The organism is Clostridium aceticum, from assembly GCF_001042715.1.
Classification (GTDB): Bacteria; Bacillota; Clostridia; order Peptostreptococcales; family Natronincolaceae; genus Andreesenella; species Andreesenella acetica.
The window spans coordinates 1,942,817-1,962,082 of the sequence record NZ_CP009687.1; the positions used below are offsets into that span (position 1 = coordinate 1,942,817).

General features: G+C 33.5%; 16 protein-coding genes. 13 read left to right on the forward strand and 3 right to left on the reverse strand.

Going from position 1 to position 19,266, the window contains the following annotated elements:
- Positions 1-104 precede the first annotated feature (104 nt).
- The 5 genes from CACET_RS09160 to scpB all read left to right on the forward strand — a co-directional run bounded on the left by CACET_RS09160 (position 105) and on the right by scpB (position 5,967).
- Positions 105-1,274, forward strand: a complete 1,170-nt coding sequence (locus CACET_RS09160; RefSeq protein WP_044824017.1) for a D-alanyl-D-alanine carboxypeptidase family protein — start codon at positions 105-107, stop codon at positions 1,272-1,274.
- Between the two features lie 116 nt (positions 1,275-1,390).
- The gene (locus CACET_RS09165) at positions 1,391-4,012 is read left to right on the forward strand and encodes a CBS domain-containing protein (protein WP_044824018.1); all 2,622 of its coding nucleotides are present in this window, start codon (positions 1,391-1,393) and stop codon (positions 4,010-4,012) included.
- Positions 4,005-4,625 carry a site-2 protease family protein gene (locus CACET_RS09170; protein WP_044824019.1) on the forward strand — a complete coding sequence of 207 codons (621 nt, stop codon included), beginning with the start codon at positions 4,005-4,007 and terminating at the stop codon, positions 4,623-4,625. Before CACET_RS09165 ends, CACET_RS09170 begins: the two co-directional genes overlap by 8 nt.
- A 12-nt stretch (positions 4,626-4,637) precedes the next feature.
- Positions 4,638-5,381, forward strand: coding sequence for a segregation and condensation protein A (locus tag CACET_RS09175; protein WP_044824020.1), 744 nt, complete (start codon positions 4,638-4,640; stop codon positions 5,379-5,381).
- A gap of 19 nt (positions 5,382-5,400) precedes the next feature.
- Complete coding sequence (gene scpB / locus CACET_RS09180) at positions 5,401-5,967, forward strand: SMC-Scp complex subunit ScpB (RefSeq protein ID WP_044824117.1); 567 nt, start codon at positions 5,401-5,403, stop codon at positions 5,965-5,967.
- A 74-nt stretch (positions 5,968-6,041) separates the two neighbouring features.
- Here scpB and speD read toward each other — a convergent pair whose 3' ends face one another.
- The gene (gene speD, locus CACET_RS09185; protein WP_044824021.1) at positions 6,042-6,455 is read right to left on the reverse strand and encodes an adenosylmethionine decarboxylase; all 414 of its coding nucleotides are present in this window, start codon (positions 6,453-6,455) and stop codon (positions 6,042-6,044) included.
- 331 nt (positions 6,456-6,786) lie between these two features.
- Here speD and CACET_RS09190 point away from each other — a divergent pair, with 331 nt between their 5' ends.
- The 6 genes from CACET_RS09190 (at position 6,787) to CACET_RS09215 (ending at position 12,189) form a co-directional block, all read left to right on the forward strand.
- Positions 6,787-7,389, forward strand: a complete 603-nt coding sequence (locus CACET_RS09190; RefSeq protein ID WP_044824022.1) for a DUF2953 domain-containing protein — start codon at positions 6,787-6,789, stop codon at positions 7,387-7,389.
- Complete coding sequence (gene ytfJ, locus CACET_RS09195; RefSeq protein WP_479722664.1) at positions 7,373-7,846, forward strand: GerW family sporulation protein; 474 nt, start codon at positions 7,373-7,375, stop codon at positions 7,844-7,846. The genes CACET_RS09190 and ytfJ overlap by 17 nt, the downstream gene beginning before the upstream one ends.
- A gap of 115 nt (positions 7,847-7,961) precedes the next feature.
- On the forward strand, positions 7,962-8,384 hold the full coding sequence (locus tag CACET_RS09200; RefSeq protein WP_044824024.1) for a MazG nucleotide pyrophosphohydrolase domain-containing protein: 423 nt from the start codon (positions 7,962-7,964) through the stop codon (positions 8,382-8,384).
- Between the two features lie 147 nt (positions 8,385-8,531).
- Positions 8,532-9,641, forward strand: a complete 1,110-nt coding sequence (locus CACET_RS09205) for a D-alanyl-D-alanine carboxypeptidase family protein (protein WP_044824025.1) — start codon at positions 8,532-8,534, stop codon at positions 9,639-9,641.
- 310 nt (positions 9,642-9,951) lie between these two features.
- Complete coding sequence (locus CACET_RS09210; protein WP_044824026.1) at positions 9,952-10,884, forward strand: sulfide/dihydroorotate dehydrogenase-like FAD/NAD-binding protein; 933 nt, start codon at positions 9,952-9,954, stop codon at positions 10,882-10,884.
- 18 nt (positions 10,885-10,902) lie between these two features.
- On the forward strand, positions 10,903-12,189 hold the full coding sequence (locus CACET_RS09215; RefSeq protein WP_044824027.1) for an FAD-dependent oxidoreductase: 1,287 nt from the start codon (positions 10,903-10,905) through the stop codon (positions 12,187-12,189).
- Between the two features lie 83 nt (positions 12,190-12,272).
- On the opposite strand, the gene CACET_RS09220 is transcribed toward CACET_RS09215, so the two are convergent.
- Positions 12,273-12,899: a TetR/AcrR family transcriptional regulator gene (locus tag CACET_RS09220; RefSeq protein WP_044824028.1), complete on the reverse strand. Its 627-nt coding sequence runs from the start codon at positions 12,897-12,899 to the stop codon at positions 12,273-12,275.
- 167 nt (positions 12,900-13,066) lie between these two features.
- Here CACET_RS09220 and CACET_RS09225 point away from each other — a divergent pair, with 167 nt between their 5' ends.
- Positions 13,067-14,230, forward strand: a complete 1,164-nt coding sequence (locus CACET_RS09225; protein ID WP_044824029.1) for an efflux RND transporter periplasmic adaptor subunit — start codon at positions 13,067-13,069, stop codon at positions 14,228-14,230.
- The gene (locus tag CACET_RS09230) at positions 14,227-17,322 is read left to right on the forward strand and encodes an efflux RND transporter permease subunit (protein WP_044824030.1); all 3,096 of its coding nucleotides are present in this window, start codon (positions 14,227-14,229) and stop codon (positions 17,320-17,322) included. The genes CACET_RS09225 and CACET_RS09230 overlap by 4 nt, the downstream gene beginning before the upstream one ends.
- 168 nt (positions 17,323-17,490) lie before the next feature.
- Here CACET_RS09230 and uvsE read toward each other — a convergent pair whose 3' ends face one another.
- Positions 17,491-18,465 (reverse strand): UV DNA damage repair endonuclease UvsE, encoded by a 975-nt coding sequence (gene uvsE / locus CACET_RS09235; RefSeq protein ID WP_044824031.1) that lies wholly within the window; start codon positions 18,463-18,465, stop codon positions 17,491-17,493.
- Positions 18,466-19,266 lie beyond the last annotated feature (801 nt).

Sequence of the window (19,266 nt, forward strand, 5' to 3'; positions counted from 1 at the left end):
TGAAGCTTGAAAATTTTTAGTATGTTTTTGGTAAAGGCCTTCTTGTATAAGGAACTAGGTAGATGGAAAACCTAAGATTAAAAAGAGGTACAAGGAGGAGAACTATGAAAAAATTTTTTATGAAAGCCATCTTTGTTTCAATTGTCATTACTATGATTTTTAGCAACTGTATAGTGGTAGCAGCAGCAGAAAATCAAGCATTTGATGTAAATGCAAAAGCAGCTATACTCATGGATGCATCAACAGGTACAATACTGTATGAGAAAAATATACACGAAGCGTTACCTCCCGCCAGTGTCACAAAGATCATGACAATGCTATTAACCATGGAGGCAATAGCAGAGAATAAAATTACTTTACAGGATAAAGTTGTGGTCAGTGAGAGGGCTTCTTCCATGGGAGGAACGCAGCTTTACCTAGAACCAGGGGAAATGAAAACAGTAGAGGATTTAATCAAGGGAATGGCAATTCGGTCTGCTAATGATGCTTGTGTAGCCATTGGTGAACATCTTGCTGGAAGTGAAGAAGGTTTTGTTGAGCAGATGAATGCAAGAGCTAAGGAATTAGGTATGGAGAATACACATTTTGTTAATACCAATGGTCTACCAGCAGAAGGACATGTTACTTCCGCATATGATATTGCTTTGATGTCAAGAGAACTTTTAAAACATAAGGAAATACATAAGTGGTTAACTACTTGGATGGATACTGTCGATGTAGGAATAAAAAATGCTTCTACACAAGAATTGGTAAATACCAATAGATTAATAAGAACCTATAAGGGAGCTAATGGAATAAAGACAGGATCTACTTCAGAGGCAAAGTATTGTCTTTCTGCCTCTGCAACAAGAGGAAACACTACTTTTATAGCGGTAATTCTAACAGCACCCACTTCACCTATACGTTTTAGCGAAGCGGCAAAACTGTTGGATTATGGTTTTGCAAACTATAGTACTACAAAGGTGATTGAAAAAGGCGGCAGTTTAGGAAGTGTGCTAGTAGAGAAAGGAAAAGTTCCTCAAGCTAATGTAGTGGCAAACGATGATTTAAGCGTGTTAACAAAAAAGGGAGAGGAATCCAAGATTAAAAAGGAAATTATCATTCCTCAGTCCATAAAAGCACCGATCATGCAAGGGCAAAAAATAGGTGAGGTTGTTGTTACTTTAGAAGGAAAGGAAATTGGAAAGATAGATATTGTAAGCGAAGAAACTATAGAATCTGCTTCTATTATAGATATACTAGGAAGAATGTTTCAAAGAATGCTTGGTCATTAGAAAACCCTTAAATAAAAGTCAACTGGTAAAGTAGTACAGCGATGTACTACTTTACTTTTTAATGATATGCATGTGTGGTATAATGAATAAGGTAAAATCTGAGAAGGGGAGATGTTATGAAGGTAATCGTTAGTCATGAAAACCTAGATTTTGATGGAATTGCCAGTATGATAGCATGTTCCAAATTAAACCCTGAAGCTACTGTAGTTTTCAGCGGTCGAATCAACAATGATGTTAAAAAATTCCATAGTTTGTATAAAAATATTTTGCCAATAAAATCTGCTAATGAAATTGATCTTGCAGGGATTAAAGAACTAATTATTGTAGATGTAAATAGTTCTAAAAGGATAGGAAAATTTAAAGAAGTAGTGAATCAGGAGATCCCTATTACCATTTATGATCATCATAAAGAAACAGAAGATACCATTGCCAAGGCTCACAAGATAATGAAGCCCTATGGTTCTTGTACAGCAATTTTAGTAGAGCTGATTAAGGAAAAGAATATCCCTATTACTTCCTTTGAAGCTACTTTATTTGTTGTGGGAATATATACAGATACCAATTGTTTAACATTTTCCAGCACCAAATCACAGGATGCAGCAGCAGTGGCATATTTATTAGAAAAAGGAGCGGATTTAGAAATTGTTAACAGCTTTATTCAGACCTCCTTTGGTAATGAACATGATCAGTTGTTTTTAGACCTCATATTAAATATGGAAACCATAGAAGTCAATAACTATAGAATTATCCTTTCTGTTTATGAAAATGATCATTTTATTGGTGAATTAGGATATATAGCTGGTAAAATGTTGGAGATTAAAAACTGTGATGCAGTATTTTTACTTGTAAGAATGGAAAATCGCTGTTATTTAGTGGGCAGGAGTTTAAAGGATGATATCAATGTTCCTTATATTTTAGAGGAATTTAACGGAAAAGGACATGATAAAGCCGCATCAGCTGTAGTAAAAAATGGAGAGGTAGAGGTTTTAAAAGAAGGGTTGTTGGAGGCATTACATAAGAAAATCAAGCCACAAATCATAGCAAGAGACATTATGAATTACCCTGTCAAAACTGTCTTTGAGGATATGAATATTGAAGAGGTAAGTAAAATCATGCTGAGATATGGCCATACAGGTATGCCAGTCATTAAGGAGAATGAAATCATCGGGATTATTTCTAGAACAGATGTGGATAAAGCCATGCAGCATGGATTAGGACATGCCCCTGTGAAGGGTTTTATGACAAGAGAAGTAAAAACCATCAGTCCTACAACCTCTCTTAGTGAAATAAATGATCTGCTGGTTAGAAACAATATCGGTCGCTTGCCGGTTATAGAGGATCATAAAGTTATTGGTATCGTCACAAGAACAGATTTGTTAAGAATGTTACATGGTAATAATCATCCTTATTGGTATAAGCAAAACTTTAATGAGAAGGAAACAGAGATAAAATGCTTGGATAGAATGAAGCATCTCCCAGAAGAAACCTACGACTTCCTAGAACTTGTGGGAAAAATAGGGGATACACTGGACAAGAAGGTTTATGTAGTAGGAGGATTTGTAAGGGATTTATTATTAAAAAGAGATAATGATGATATTGATATTGTTGTAGAAGGGGATGGGGTATTATTTGCTGAGGAATTAAACCAAGAGTTGAAGGGAAAGTTGTTGACCCATGAGGAGTTTGGCACTGCCTCTATTAAGTTGCAAAATAATAATACGATTGATATTGTATCTGCCCGTAGGGAGTATTATGAGTATCCGGCTGCTTTACCGAAGGTTGAGAAAAGCTCCTTATGGAATGATCTTTTTAGAAGGGATTTTACAATAAACTGTATGGCGATACAATTAAATTCGGAAAGTTTTGGAAAACTGATCGATTATTTTGGTGGATTGCAGGATCTTAAAAATCGTAAAATAAGAGTGTTATATAATTTAAGTTTTATTGAAGATCCCACTAGAATTTTGAGAGCGATTAGGTTTTCCGCTAGAATGGGTTTTTCTATTGAAAACGAAACGAAGAACTTTATCATGGAAGCCATCAGAGATCAGATGATTACAAAAGTTAGTGATGATAGAATCCGTGAAGAAATTAGTCCTATGTTAGAGGATGAAAACTTTATAAAGTATGTTATAACTATGCAAACATTTAATTTATTTGAAGCTATAGATACTGATTTAAAAGTGACAAAGGAAACCATGAGAAAGCTTGGTGGTATCCAAGAGACTATGGATGAATTTGGTAAACTTTCTTCCCAGCAGCCAGATATAAAAAGGATCATTATCACACAAATCTTTCGGGACTTTCCTATCAATAGGCTTTATGATATTCTTGGAAAATTTGTTGTTAATAAGCTATTAGCGGATAATATTTATTATACTTTAGAAGCTAAAGAAGACCTTTATCAGCTTTTAACTACAGAGGATTTAGATAGATTCACCTTATATAATACATTAAGCCAACACAGCCTAGAGGACCTTGTATTTTATTATAATGACTGTGAAGAGGCTTACATAAAGCATTATATTACATATTATATGTTGCATTTAAAAAATATCAAATTAAGTATGTCTGGTGAAGATTTACTAAAGTTAAATATAAAGCCTGGACCCATCTATAAAAAGGTATTAGAGGGTGTACTTAAGGCCAAGATATCTGGAGAGATTTATACTAAAAGTGATGAGATTGATTATGCCTATGGCTTATATAAGGAAATGAAGGGAGAAGAAAATGTTTAGTTTAGATTTAGATATTACTGCCATTCTTTTAACCTTACCAGGAATTTTGGTGGCCTTGACGGTTCATGAGTTTTCTCATGCCTATAGTGCTTATTTACTAGGGGATGATACTGCTAAACAATATGGACGATTAACCTTAAATCCTTTGTCTCACATTGATCTGATGGGGTTTATCATGCTGGTGATCTTCAGGTTTGGATGGGCAAAACCAGTTCCAATTAATCCTAACAACTTTTCTAGTAGAAAACTAGGGTATTTCTTGGTGTCTATTGCTGGACCTTTGTCTAATATTCTATTAGCGATTCTTTCTACCCTGTGCTTTGCTCTAGCCTTAAGGTTACAGTTAGGGGAGTTTGTTTATACAATGCTGTATTCTTCTATATTCATTAATTTAGTACTGGCCATATTTAACTTGTTTCCTATTCCTCCTCTGGATGGATCGAAGATTTTACTAAGCGTGTTACCTAGTAGTTTTGAAAAGACTTACTATAAATTACAGAAGTATACTTATATTTTATTATTTTTATTAGTATATCTTAGAGTGATCAATAGAGTATTGTTCCCTATGGTATACTATGCATTAAATGTACTGCTAAGGCTAGTGTTGGTTTAAGGGGGAAGTATCATGAGTTGTACCATTAAAATTCAAGCTTTTGAAGGGGCTTTTGACCTATTATTTCATCTTATTGAAAAAAATGAAATAGATATTTATGATATTCCTATCAACGAAATAACAGAACAATACCTTCATTATCTCTATCAAATGGAGAAATTAGATCTAGAGATTGCCAGTGAATTTCTAATTATGGCATCTACTTTAATCGAAATCAAATCTAAGATGTTGTTACCAAAGGAAGCTGTAGCAGAGGACAAATCAGAAGATCAGGGACTTGACCCAAGAAGTGAATTGGTAGAAAAATTATTAGAATATAAAAGATATAAAGTCGTGGCAGAAGAATTAAAACAAAGGGAAGACCATTATAATAAATTATATTTTAAACAAAAAGAAGAAATTATTTTGGAGACCACCAATGATGATGTAGTTCTAGAAAATCTTAAGATTGATGATTTGGTAAAGGTTTTTGAGAAAATTTTATTAAATTATCAAGGTAATAAAAAGGATAGAAGTTATAAAATAAGACATATTTCTAAAGAAACCTATACGATTGAAGAGAAAATCAGCAGTATTTTAAATATACTAAGGAATCACAATAAAATTACTTTTGACAGTATTTTTACATTGGCTAAAGAGAAGCTGGAGGTAGTTGTAACCTTTTTAGCTTTGTTAGAATTAATAAAAGAAAAAAAAGTAAAAGTACTACAGGAAAAAAGCTTTGAGGGAATTATTATAGAAGGAATAAGTAATTGAGGTGCTAGGAATGGATGAAATGAATAGGGAAGAGATGAAATGTGCCATAGAAGCAGTGCTTTTTGCTTGGTCTGAGCCTATATCTATCAAAGAACTCAGCAGAGCCTTATCCATAGAAAGCAAAGAAATAAAAAAAATTTTAGAAGAAATGATAGATCATTTTAATTTTCATAAAAGAGGAATACAGATTGTTAAAATGAATGATTACTATCAATTGGCTACAAGGCAGGAGTACTATCCTTATATAAGAAAATTATTGGAACCAAAAGAACATAAAGGATTAACTCAAGCAGCTTTAGAGACTTTAGCAATCGTTGCTTACAAACAGCCTATTACCAAGGTGGAGATCGAGGATGTACGAGGTGTGAAATGTGATAAAGCATTGAGCACCCTACAAGAAAAAGAATTAATTCAAGAACAGGGAAGGCTAGAAAAAATAGGTAGACCTATTCTTTATGGTACCACCATCAATTTTTTAAAAGTCTTTGGACTAAAATCTATAGAAGATTTACCGGATATTAAAGAATTTAAATTATTGGCTGAAAGTAGCGACATAGATGATGATAAAGATCTTTTTAGCAAATAAATATAAACATTAAAAAAGCCACCTTTTGATATAATTGAATCTAATTATAAAAAAAGTGTGGCTCTTTACATCTCCTAAACAGAAATTTTGTACTTGATATCTGTATAGTTATTTTTTGAATGTTTTCTTATTTTAGAAACAATACCTCTAGGAAGTTCTTCGGTATCTGTTACTTCTGCTTTTAACTTTTCCTTTAAGTAATCAAATGAAGCCCAAGGGTTTACTTCACCACCACATGTAAAAACATCAATAGAAGCATAACCATATTCAGGCCATGTGTGGATGGTTAAGTGGGATTCCTGAATGACAACAACACCACTTACTCCCCAAGGATTAAACATATGAAAGTTGCTGGTGACTACTGTAGCATTAGCCGCTTCCGCAGCCTCTACCATGTATTTTTCAATTAATTTATGATCATTTAAAATATCTGAATCACAATTATAAAACTCCGCTAAAATATGTCTCCCCAATTGTTCCATTTTCATCTTGATCAATCTCCCTTCGTATTTTGCAATTTAAATGATGATGGGTTCCTTACCCAAGTAGCAGATATTGATTTATCACTAATGATTTCAACTATATTAAATATATAGATTTTTGAAAAAAAGTCAATAGGTTTCATAGATTTTCGTAAAAAACGTTCGAAAAAATTTCATGTTTATGATCTACAAAAAAGAATTTCTTTTATTGATTACCTGAAATAAGTCTATTATCATTAAAAATGGAAAAAATAGTAATACTATAACTTAGAGGTGATTAAGCTTGTTGACTTACTATTTTTTTACTTTTTTTATGTTGTTCTTAGGATGTATACTATTGCTATTATTTTTAGATCTAAAAATAGAAGTAAGATTTATAAGGGAGGGAGAAAATGATGAATTAAATATTACTATTTCCATACTAAAAGGGTTATTAAAATATAAAACAACAATTCCTTTTATAGATTTTTTAAATAATGGTAGAAATATAATCACTGCCAATATTTATAAAAAAGCTAAAGTATCAAATACCAACGCTATTGAAGATGAAAAAGAAGAAAAGGAATTCAACTATGATGAAATAAAAATCATTATAAAAAAAGGACATTACTATTACAAAAAATACTGTGAGGTGCTTCACTATATTCATAAAAGAATCACCATTAATAAGGTGTTGTGGAAAACCAATATAGGCTTGGAAGACGCTGCAGATACGGCCATCATTAGCGGGATACTGTGGGGCATTAAGTCAAATCTTATGACATTATTAAAAAGAAAGCTAAGACCACAAAGGATTTATATAGATGTTGTTCCTTGCTATGTTTCAAAAAAATTCGGTGTAATTTTTGATTGTATAGTGACTTTGAAAATAGGATATATTATAATTGCGGGCATAAAATTACTTTCAACAAAAATTAAGGGTGGTGAAAACATTGAATGAACATCCAATAGAAGCTTTAATGAAAACTACAATGGAAAGCATTAAGGAAATGGTAGATGTAAATACGATTGTAGGAGATGCTGTTGAAACAACAGATGGAACAGTAATTATACCCATCTCTAAAGTGTCCTTTGGTTTTGCCTCTGGAGGAGGAGATTATATAAATGAAAAACCCTCTGAAGAGGAAGGTGAAGAAGAAACAAAAGGCAGTGGTGGCAATGGTGGAGGAAAGGAAAAATTCCCCTTTGCTGGAGGTGCAGGAGCAGGTGTTTCTGTACAACCTGTAGCCTTTATGGTGGTAGGTAATGGACAAATTAAGCTTATGCCAGTTGATCAAAGAGCGAATATGATTGATAATTTAATCAATACTACACCAAAAGTAATTCATAGTATTCAAAGTATGTTTAATAAAAAACAAGGATCAAATGGTTCGGATAATATAATTACTTACGAATAGAGGGTATGCTTTATATCCTCTATTCATTTTTTATGCTTGTAGAATTTGAAACTTTTGGAGTATAGGGGTATAATTAGATTAAGTAGGAGTAAGTACAGAAAACAGGGGGGACAGTATGGATATCAGAGAAGCTATAGAAATGATATGGAATAATAGAAAGTATAGTACCAATGACCCTAAAACTGCTATCAGTCATTTGAATGAAGAGGTTGCAGAGTCCTTAAAAGCACTAATGAAGGGGGACTTAAATAAGACAAAACGAGAGCTACAGGATGCAATGTCCTGTCTATTCATAGCCATGAAGGTATTAGAAGTGGATGTTGTAGAAGCTGTCAATCAGCAAGTTGAACAAATGAAAAAAAGAAATAATAAAACAATGATATTTAAAAATGATAAAGTTGAAATTTATGTAAATGGCATATTAAAAGGTGGATGGTCTATATGGGGAGCAGAGGATATTAAAGAAGCGGAAAAATTAGCAAAGGAATTTGGCTGTGATATACAACATGAATTTGATGAAATAAAAGATGATAAGTAGAGTTACTTTACTTATCATCTTTTATTTCTATTATTGAAAATCCTCTAACGAGTAATGAGATTATTGAATGATTCTTTAAGATTTTGCTTATAATAATTTACGAATACTCTATTTGCTAATTTACTAAACAGAAATGAGGTTAAATATATGTTAAAAAAAGCAGGTATATTTTCATTCATTCTCATAACCCTATTATCAGTGAACTTCTATAGATTTTCAGAAGATGTGTATGCTAATGGCAGGTCTAGCATTGTTATAGACGTAGAAACCGGCAGAGTACTCTATGAAAACAATATTTATGAACAATTACCAATGGCCAGTACTACTAAGATTATGACTGCTTTACTGGCTATTGAAAATATTCCTTCAGATAAAAAAGTTAAAGTTCATCCAAAAGCACAAGGTATTGAAGGCTCCTCCATATACTTAGAAGCAAATGAAAAGGTAAGAATGATCGACCTATTGTATGGACTAATGCTGAGATCTGGTAATGATGCTGCTGGCGCTATTGCTTATGAGGTTAGTGGTTCTATAGAAGAATTTGCACAGCTTATGAACGCCCGTGCAAAGGAGTTAGGAGCAAAACATACAAACTTTGTTAATCCCCACGGGTTGCATGATGAAAACCATTATACCACCGCCTATGATTTAGCTTTGATCACTAGAGAGGCCTTAAAGAATCCAGTATTTAAAGAAGTAGTAAAAGCAAAATTTTGGACAGCTGAGAGGGATGGTTATAAACATTTTGCAAATAAAAATAAAACTTTAAGTATTTGTGAGGGGGGAGACGGAGTTAAAACAGGTTTTACCAAGAGGGCAGGCAGATGCTTGGTTTCCTCTGCTACTAGAAATAATATGCAGTTTGTTGCAGTAACATTAAACGATGGTGATTGGTTTAATACAACGAATGAATTGATTAACCGTTGCTTTGAGGAATATGAGCCCTATACAGTTTTTGAAAAAGATGATTTGGTGAAGCATGTTTCTGTAGAAGATGGAAAAAAAGACCTTCTCTCTATAAATGTGCCGACAACTTTAGTGATTCCCGTCAAGCAGGAGGAAAAAGACAAAATAATATCTGTGATCAAAGCACCAGAGGTTTTACAAGCTCCTGTAATCAAAGGACAAAAGGTAGGTCAGATATTAACCTATCTTGATGGGAACTTAATCAATACAACAGACATATTTACCAATGAACATGTTGATCAACTAACTACCAAAGAAAAAATTCTTAGATTCTTTAGATTAGATAAGTGATATATATGGGGATACAAATCGTGTTTTTGTCATTCTGAAGACAGTGAAGAATCATGTGTCTTAGACCTTTAAGACCCATTCGCTACGCTCAGGGTGACATAGACTCTCTACTTGATTCCTCGATATTTCAGCTTGCTAAAACGAGTTCGCTGCAACTTATATACACAGTAATTGTTTAAAAAAGTGGTAATTTAAATTACCACTTTTTAGTGTTTTTCGTATAAACTTTGTAACAATATTGGTAAAAAAAAATATTCTAATATTATAGTATATTTTCACTAAAGCTTTTGACCAAAAAAGGAGGGAAAGCATGAATAATCACCGATGGCAATGTATTGATGCTGGGAGTGATTATTGTCCTTGTTATTTAGCTGAAACAATGGACTGTATCACTTGTTCGCACTTAAAAGGAAAAGAATTTTGTGATTGTGATTGGCGAGGCGTATGTATATATCAATCTTTTACATTTGAAGGTAATAGAAAAAAAGATCCTAGAGTAGATTTTCATGCTGAGATTGTTGAACGCAAGGAACTTGGCGATAAAATAATTGTGTTTACATTAAGGGTACCCCACTCATTTGCTAGACAGGTAAATCAACCTGGTTCTTATATTTTTATACGAAATAAAGACTTTGGTCAATATTTTGACATTCCTATTTCTGTGATGTATGTCGATGGTCAAAAAGATCTCATAAAAATAGCTGTAGAAATTCATGGGGTGAAGACAAAAACTATTAAAAATGTGGAAGACAGCATGAGTATTAGAGGACCCTATTGGAATGGTGTGTTTGGCTTGGAGCATTTAAAACAAGCACAAAATGCTAATTGTCTCATTGTTACACGAGGCATTGCTCAAGCTCCAGCAATCCTAGTTACCAACTATCTCTTAAGAAATAACAATGCTATTGATGTCCTCATTGACCAAGGCTCTACTGACTATAACTTTATAGAGGAATTTTGCAAGGTGAAAAACTTGGGAAAATGTGATTTATATGAGCCTGAAGGGATAGAACTTCTTCAAGAAATAATGGATAAAAAAAGCTATGACCTTATTTTTATAGGAGCTTCTGATTACCTGCAAAAACGATTGTATGATTCTGTTGAAGAATTAAAAAAGAAAAAAGTTGTAACAACAAATAATAATGAGATATGCTGCGGCGAAGGGATTTGTGGTTCCTGTACGATCTATGATATGAATGGAATTCCTATTCGTACTTGTAAAACTCAGTTTATAAAAGGTTAAAGACAGGGGGGACTTCTTGTGGTAAAACCTAAGGTAGTTATTATTGGCGGTGGCTGGGCAGGGTGTGCAGCAGCCATTACTGCTAAAAAAGCAGGAGCAAATGTAGTGATTTATGAACGTACAGATATGCTATTAGGTTTGGGTAATGTTGGCGGTATTATGAGGAACAACGGTCGATACACTGCTGCTGAGGAGAACATCTTGTTAGGTGGCAATGAATTATTTGAGCTATGTGATGAATGTTCAAGGCATAAAAACATTGAATTTCCAGGACATCAACATGCTAACCTATATGATGTAACTATTATTGAACCTAAAGTGAGACGATTACTGCAGGATAAAGGGATTGAACTGTATTTTCAGTATAGAGCAATAGATATTATAAAAGAAGGAAATAAAATTAAAGCTATTCAGTTGCAGGATCAGAGTACTGTTTATGGAGATGTATTCATCGAAACAACAGGTTCAACGGGACCTATGGGAAACTGCTTAAAGTATGGTAATGGATGTGCTATGTGTATATTAAGATGCCCTTCCTTTGGACCAAGAGTTAGTTTAAGTCATAAGGCTGGAGTAGAAGATATATTGGGTCAAAGGGCGAATGGTTCTTTTGGTGCCTTTAGTGGCTCTTGTAAGCTCAACAAAGATTCTTTATCTGAAGAAATAGTAGATGCGTTGAACAGCAAAGGTGTATATATTCTTGCAGTACCTAAAGAAGATATCAATATGGATAAATTAAATATGAAGGTATGTCAGCAGTATGCATTAAAAGAATATGCAGAAAATCTAATTCTATTAGATACAGGGCATGCAAAACTCATGGCACCCTTCTATCCTTTAGAAAAATTGCGAAGATTAAAGGGGTTTGAAAATGCTAGATTCGAAGACCCTTATGCTGGAGGTGTAGGGAATTCTATTAGATACTTATCTATAGCTCCTCGTAATAATGGTATGAAGGTAAAGGGAATAGATAATTTATTGTGTGCAGGAGAGAAGGGTGGACTCTTTGTCGGACATACAGAAGCAATGGTAACGGGTAGTTTAGCAGGACATAATAGTATTAGGGTTTTATTAGGTATGCCATTATTAGAATTACCTAGAAACCTAGCCTGTGGTGACTTGATTGCTTATGCTAATGAGGAAATTTTAAAAGAAGAAGGTCTAAAAAGAAGATACACTTTTGCAGGAGCCGATTACTTCAAGAGGATGAAGGAGTTAAACTTGTATACAATAGATAGAACTTCTTTAAAGAACAAAATAGAGAGAATGAATTTGTTAAATATATATAATGAAAAACTAGTATAAGTCAGAGAATTGTTTTGAGTTAAAAGAAGAACCCTTAAGAAAATGATGTTTTAGACAATAGTATCTTCTTAAGGGGCTTCTTTTTAAACTTTGGATAGCGTTAGATCATCTGGAGTGGATACATAGTTGTCTCCATTAATCATTAAATCTACATATTGAACCATCTCTTCTTCTGAAATAGACATCTTATTTTCAAGCCACCATTTTACCGAAGAAATTAATGCGCCAGCGTGAAACTCTGCAATAATAGGTATAGGCACATGATAAACAATGCCTTTTTTTTCATTTTCCTCTAGCTTGAATCTTATTTCTTCGGCAAGTAACTTATGCAGAATTGCTATAAAGGAACTACTGCCACCAGAAATCAAAAGTAGTGCAGATAGTTTTTTATTAACTGAAAGATACTCCAGAGCATGTCTAATGACAGACATATAGTATTGCTTAGGATGATCAAACTTTTGACTACTGAGGCTGGCTTGATTAAAGTTCTTAATAAGGATTGCTATACCTATTTCTAATAAATGATACTTATCGTTAAAATGTTTGTAGAAGGTGGTACGATGTACCATGGCTCTAGCACAAAGGTCTGTAACACTGATTTCTTCAAAAGATTTTTCTTCAAGTAAGCTAGTAAGTGCATCAAATAGCAGTTTATAAGTTCTTCGTACTCTTAAATCCTCTTTTTTTTCTTCTAGTGGCTTCTCACACATAACTTAATCTCCCTCTTAAAAAATAATATACAATTTTTCGGATATGTAGAGTAAATTACATATTCAGGATTTTGTTTCTTGCTAATTACTTCCTTTAAGTATAAATTATTAATAAACACATGTAAAGTTAATCTACATGTGTTTATTAATGAAGAGGAGGTATAGATGTGAAGAAAGTGACATCAATTTTACTCATTTGCTTTCTATTACTAATGGGTTGTACTAGTAAGCAAGAAGAAATAGTAGAAAGCAAAGGGGTTAGGCAGGTTTACACTAAAACCATAAGTGCTTCAGGGTATGCCAACAAATTAACTTTAAGTGGCAATATTGTTCCCACAGAAGTTGTTAGACCATCATTTAAGATTTCAGGTGTAGTTTCTCACGTGCTAGTAAACGAGGGGGATTTTGTAAAAAAAGGTCAGGCTATCGCTCAAATGGATCAAAGTGATTATGCTATCAAGGTTAGAGCAGCAGAAGCAGAATTAAATGCGGCTAGACTACAGATTGAAACGGAAATTCCAGCAAAAATTAATCAAGCAAAAACACAATATGAACTTACAAAGCTTACCTATGATAGAGTGCAGACCTTGTATGAAGAGGGAGCAGCTCCCCGATCTCAATTAGATGAAATTTCTGCTAAGCTGGTTCTAGATGAAAGTACTTATAATCAAGCGATGGATGCAAAAATCATAGCAGAAACAAAACTTCAAATGGCGGAGGCCGCGTTGGATTTAGCTAATGCTAATATAAGTGATACTACTATCTACAGCCCTATAGATGGTGTGATTTTACAAAAAGTCATGACCTCTGGAGAAACAACAAGTGCTGGATATCCTGTAGTTGTCATTGGTCAGATAAACAAAGTTTGGGCTGAAATTGGTGTGCCTGATGAATATATCAATACTTTAAAGGCTGGTCAAAAAGCAAATGTATATGTTTATGGGATAGATCAATCTATACAGGGAACCATTGATGAAATCGCTTTTTTGGCAGATACGAAAACTAGAACATTTCCTGTAAAGATTCTAATAAATAATTCTGATAAAGCACTAAAACCAGGAATGATTACGAAGGTAGACATTCAATTAAGCAATGGGGAAAAGACACTTATTCCTTTGTCCAGTGTTATGCATTTATCCGCTGGGTCATCAGTTTATGTTTATTCAGATGAAACTGGAACAGTTAGCTTAAGAATCATCGAAACTGGAGAAATTATAAAGGATAAGATTGAAGTTCTTGAAGGATTAGCAGCTGATGAAAAAATCGTTGTTGAAGGGCAGTTTCTTCTTCGTGAGGGTGAGCAGGTGATGGCAGAGGAGATGGTAGAATGATAAAGTGGAGTGTAGAACATAAAAGTATTATCCTACTATTTGCAATTTTAATATTGATAGCTGGTGGATTTTTATATGGTGCTATGGAGAGACAAGAAAACCCTACAGTTGCAGGGCCAATAGCGGTAATCAAAACCATCTATCCAGGTGCTACTCCTGAAGATATAGAGAAGTTGATTGTCAAGCCAATTGAAGATGAAATCAATAAAATCTCTGATATAAAAACAATAGAAAGCTTTGCTATGGATAGTATTGGCATTGTTAAAGTAACCTTAAAGGATCTTAGCGATGAAAAAATTGATAAAGCTTGGAATGACATAAAGGAAGAACTAGATATAGTAAAGTCCACTTTACCATCAAGTGCCTATGAGCCAACGATAGAAACTGATCTCGCCAGCTCCTATGGCATCATTTTAGGTCTTACTTCTCAAGATTATACCTACCAAGATTTAAGTAGTGTTGCTAATAAACTGAAGGAGGAGTTGAGCAAAGATCCAGGTGTAAAGGCTGTTGATATTGATGGTGAGATTTATGATGAAGTACATATTTATCTTGATATGGTTAAGTTAGAACAATATGGTGTTTCTCCAACAGAAATTGCTACCATCATAAAGGCTAGAAATATCAATATTCCTGGCGGAAATCTTGTGATTGACCAAGTAAAAATACCGGTTCAAGTATCAGGAGAGTACAAAGATATTGAAGAAATCAAAGATACCATTATAGCAGTTTCAACAGAAACCGGTACGCCAATTTACCTAAAGAATGTTGCGGATGTAGTAATAGTGCAAGAGAAAAAGGAGGTATTTGCTTCTGTTAATAATGAAAAGGCTTTGCTGATAGGTGTAAAGTATATGGAGGAAGAAAATATCGTTGCCATAGGTGAGAGGCTGGAGGTGATAATTCATAAGTTTAGAGAAAATCAGCTTTATGAAAATATGGAACTTATTAAACTGACAGATCAAGCTGAGTTTACAAGGGATGCCATAAACCTATTTGAATACAATCTTATTGCTGCTATTTTATTGGTAGTAATTGTAGTTTTGATAACAATGGGTGTCAGAAGTGCGGTTGTAGTATCTTTACCTATACCCCTTGTCATTGTTATGGTATTTATCTTTATGTATTTATCACATACTCCCCTGCACCAAGTTTCAATAGCCTCCCTCATCATATCTCTTAGCTTATTAGTAGCCAACGGCATTGTTGCTAATGATAATATCAATGTTTATCTGGAAAAAGGGTATGATAGGGTTACTGCTTGTATCAAGGGAGTTGAGGAGGTAAAAATTCCTATACTAACCTCTACTCTTACGACAGTAGCTTCCTTTCTTCCTTTGGCTATGATGCAGGGTGTAGCTGGAAAGTTTGTAAAAAGCTTACCCATATTAGTTTCTATTGCCTTGATGGGTTCTTATTTAACCGCATTAACAGTTATTCCAGCAACAGGATACAAACTTTTAAAACCGAAGGAAAAAGATGTAGAGGAAAGAAAATTCAAAACAAAAATAAGGAAAGTTTTGAAGGTGGATGACATCTCTGGAGGTATCGTTAATTTTTATGGTAAACTTCTTAAGGCAGCATTAAACATACCTTTGATTGTTATATTGACTTTTGTAGGAATTTTTGTTGTCAGTCTATTGATGGTACCATCTCTAGGCATGCAATTGTTTCCACCTGTAGAAAGAGATCAATATGTTATTGATGTGGCGGTACAAGACGGTAGTGACGTAGAAAAAACTGAAAAAATAGCTGCTATGGTAGGTGAACTATTACAACAAGAAGCATCTATTGAAAACTTTGCCTACAAAGTAGGTGACGGTATGCTGAAATACTATATCACATTTACTCCGAATGATCGTGCTTCTAACAAAGCACAATTCCTTGTAAATGGGGATCGTAGTGAAGCTGACAGGATAGAAAAGGAATTAGGTAGTAAAATTCCAGGGGTTTCCATTAATATAAGAGAGCTGGAAACGGCGGTACCTGTAACCTATCCAGTGCAGGTACGGGTATCGGGTCCTGAAATAGCAGAACTTAGAAGGATAGCAGAGGAAATAAAAGAAATCATTTATGATGTGCCTGGGGTAAAAAATTTAGAGGACAACTATGGTTACGACTCTTATAAACTGAATATAAAGGTAAACGAGGAAAAGGCGAATTTAGTAGGTATTACAAACTATGATATTGCCAGTACTGTAAGGATGGCTGTAAATGGACTAGAGATTTCAGAGTTTAAAGAAGAAGATATCGAGAAGGAGGCCCTTCCTATTATATTGAAAATTCCTGATGAAAAGAAACGGGATAGAGATGTCTTAGATGCTATCTTTGTTACTTCTCAAATTACAGGCAAGAACGTTCCTATTCACCAAATCGCTGAGATAGAGACAAATTCTTCTTTAAATAAAATTGTAAGAAGAAACACCACAAGAACCATTACTATAGGCATGTTTGTGGAAAAAGGCTACAATTCAAATGAAATTATATCCTCCTGCCAGATGCTTTTGGAGGATTATGTACTGCCAGATGGATATACTATGGTCTTTGGCGGGGAAAGTGAAGAGCGTAATGATGCTTTTGCCTCTATGAAGATACCTACTGTTCTTGCTATTGCAATCATTTATCTTATTTTGGTGATACAATTTGGTAGTTTAAGAATGCCTTTAATCATTATGGGAACTATACCCTTATCATTTATAGGTATCATATGGGGATTAAAATGGATGAACTATCCTATAGGTTTTATGGCTCTTTTGGGAGCAGTAAGCTTAATGGGGGTTGTTGTTAATAATGGAATTGTACTACTTGACTATATTAGAATTTTAGTAAAAGAAAATGATGACATAAAAGAAGCCATTGTTGAAGCATGTAAAACTAGATTACGTCCTATCATGATAGGAATGATTACTACAGTTATTTCCCTCATTCCTTTAGCAAAGTCTGGTGGAGCATTATGGGCACCTATGGCAACATCAATTATTTTTGGTATGCTGATTTCTTCTATCTTAACATTGTTTATCATCCCCTGTGCCTACTTTGTTATTAGAGGGAAGCATATTTGGATTCCTAAACCTGTGAATTCCTCCAATTAAAGCTGAACATCGGAGAATCAGCTGAAAGTCTACTTCACTTGATTGAGGATCCTGCCTGCTAATGTTTAAAGGCAGGGGACCTATATCCCAAAAGCAAAGTCATGATAAAAGGGGAGGGGAGAGAAAAAATTAATTAAAGGGTAAATTAACAGGGTAGGGGATACCCTGTTAATTTAATTCTATAGATGCTTCATCTAAAAGATTGATGCTGCTACGATGATGTTCTTCTTTAAGATCTTCCATTAATTTTAAAAGGGCGAGATCTTTTTTCTTGGCTTCAATCATAATATCAAAGTCACGATCATATTGTTTAGCATTACAAATAAAGTCCATTAAGAAAGGTAAATCTAAATAGTCAGCATGGGCTCTAATATTTTTTTTATCCTTAGGACTGGAGGCATGAATTTTAGGAGGAACAATTTCATTTTTCCAAGTATCAAATATAGAAGGAAGCAATTCTATAATATTTTCACCATGATGGTTGCACCAGTGATGATGGATATCCAATACCATAGGAATGGACAACTGCTGACATATTTCTAAAACTTCCTTAGCGGTGAAGGATTTATCATCGTTTTCTAAAATAATACGATTTCTATATCTTACATCAATATGATTAAAGTTATTTATGAATCTTTCCATAGATTCTTTTTTGTTTTTATAAGTACCGCCAACATGCAGCACTAATTTTGCATGTTTTTCTGTTAAGCCCATAGCTTCGAATATTTTTGTATGATATTCTAAGTCTTCTAGGGAGGCAGATAATACTTTGTCATTAGGTGTATTGATTAAAGTAAAGTGATCAGGATGAGCACTTACCCGTAAATTATTTTTTAACACAAATTCACCTATACTTTTATAAAGGTCTTCAAACTCAGAGGTATAATCCCACTTAAGTACATCAGGGTGGGTGACCAGAGGCACAAGTTTAGAAGTAAATCGGTAGAGCATAATATTATGAGCTTTATTATAGATTAAAATCCTTTTGGTTGTTTCTAAATTTTGCTTTGTAAGGGATTTAAGCTTGTATAATTTTGTTTCATCGTCAGGAAGCTGCGAGAAACTTTTATAGGTTATCGTTTTATTTGGAGAACCCTCATGTATATTTAAAGCTATGGCGACATAGCCAAATCTTATTTTCAAATTGCATCACCTCAAATTATAATATACCCAAATCTATTGAAAAACAGTAATACAAAATAATACATAGGACAACGCCATTGAGAATATTGAAAATTCAACGGTATCATATGATATATATTATCATTTAATAAATACATATGAATTTTACATCTTTAGAACTATGCTGGGAAATACAATTGAATAAATATACATAAATATTTACTAATGTTTGTTGTATAAACATCCAGTAAATAAAGTCGAATGCTGCATTAATTAACGGAAATATATTTAAAGATATTGTCGAATATAGTAAAGAATAGTTCATCAAGATTTGACAAAAGTCAATAAAGTGCTGTCGAAAATCAATTGAAAAATTAGTCGAATAGTTACAAGCAGAAACTTAATAAAAAAGCAATCAAGTTGGCTTGAATTTAGGTTAGTAAATAAAAAACAAATGATCTGAAGTTAAGTCAACGTCGATTAGACTGATAGATTGGCTCAATAGATAATTTATCTAATCATCTAAGTGATCACTATAAATAGATTAAATAGATTCCAAAAGTTTAGCTGCAATAAAAATTCAAATAAAAATTTATTAGTTTAAAATGATTTAAATTAAATGTTTAAATGTTTAAATATTAGTAAGAAATAATGGTAAAAGTATCAAATCAAACCTCTATGGGAAGATCTGTTTAACTATTCTTTAAATGTATATTTAGGGAATAGTATGTAAGGTTTAAATATATTGACTAGCTTTTAAGTATTTCTGTCCAATGACACGTACTTCTGTTGTTTGGCCAAATAACTATGTTTTTTGAAGAT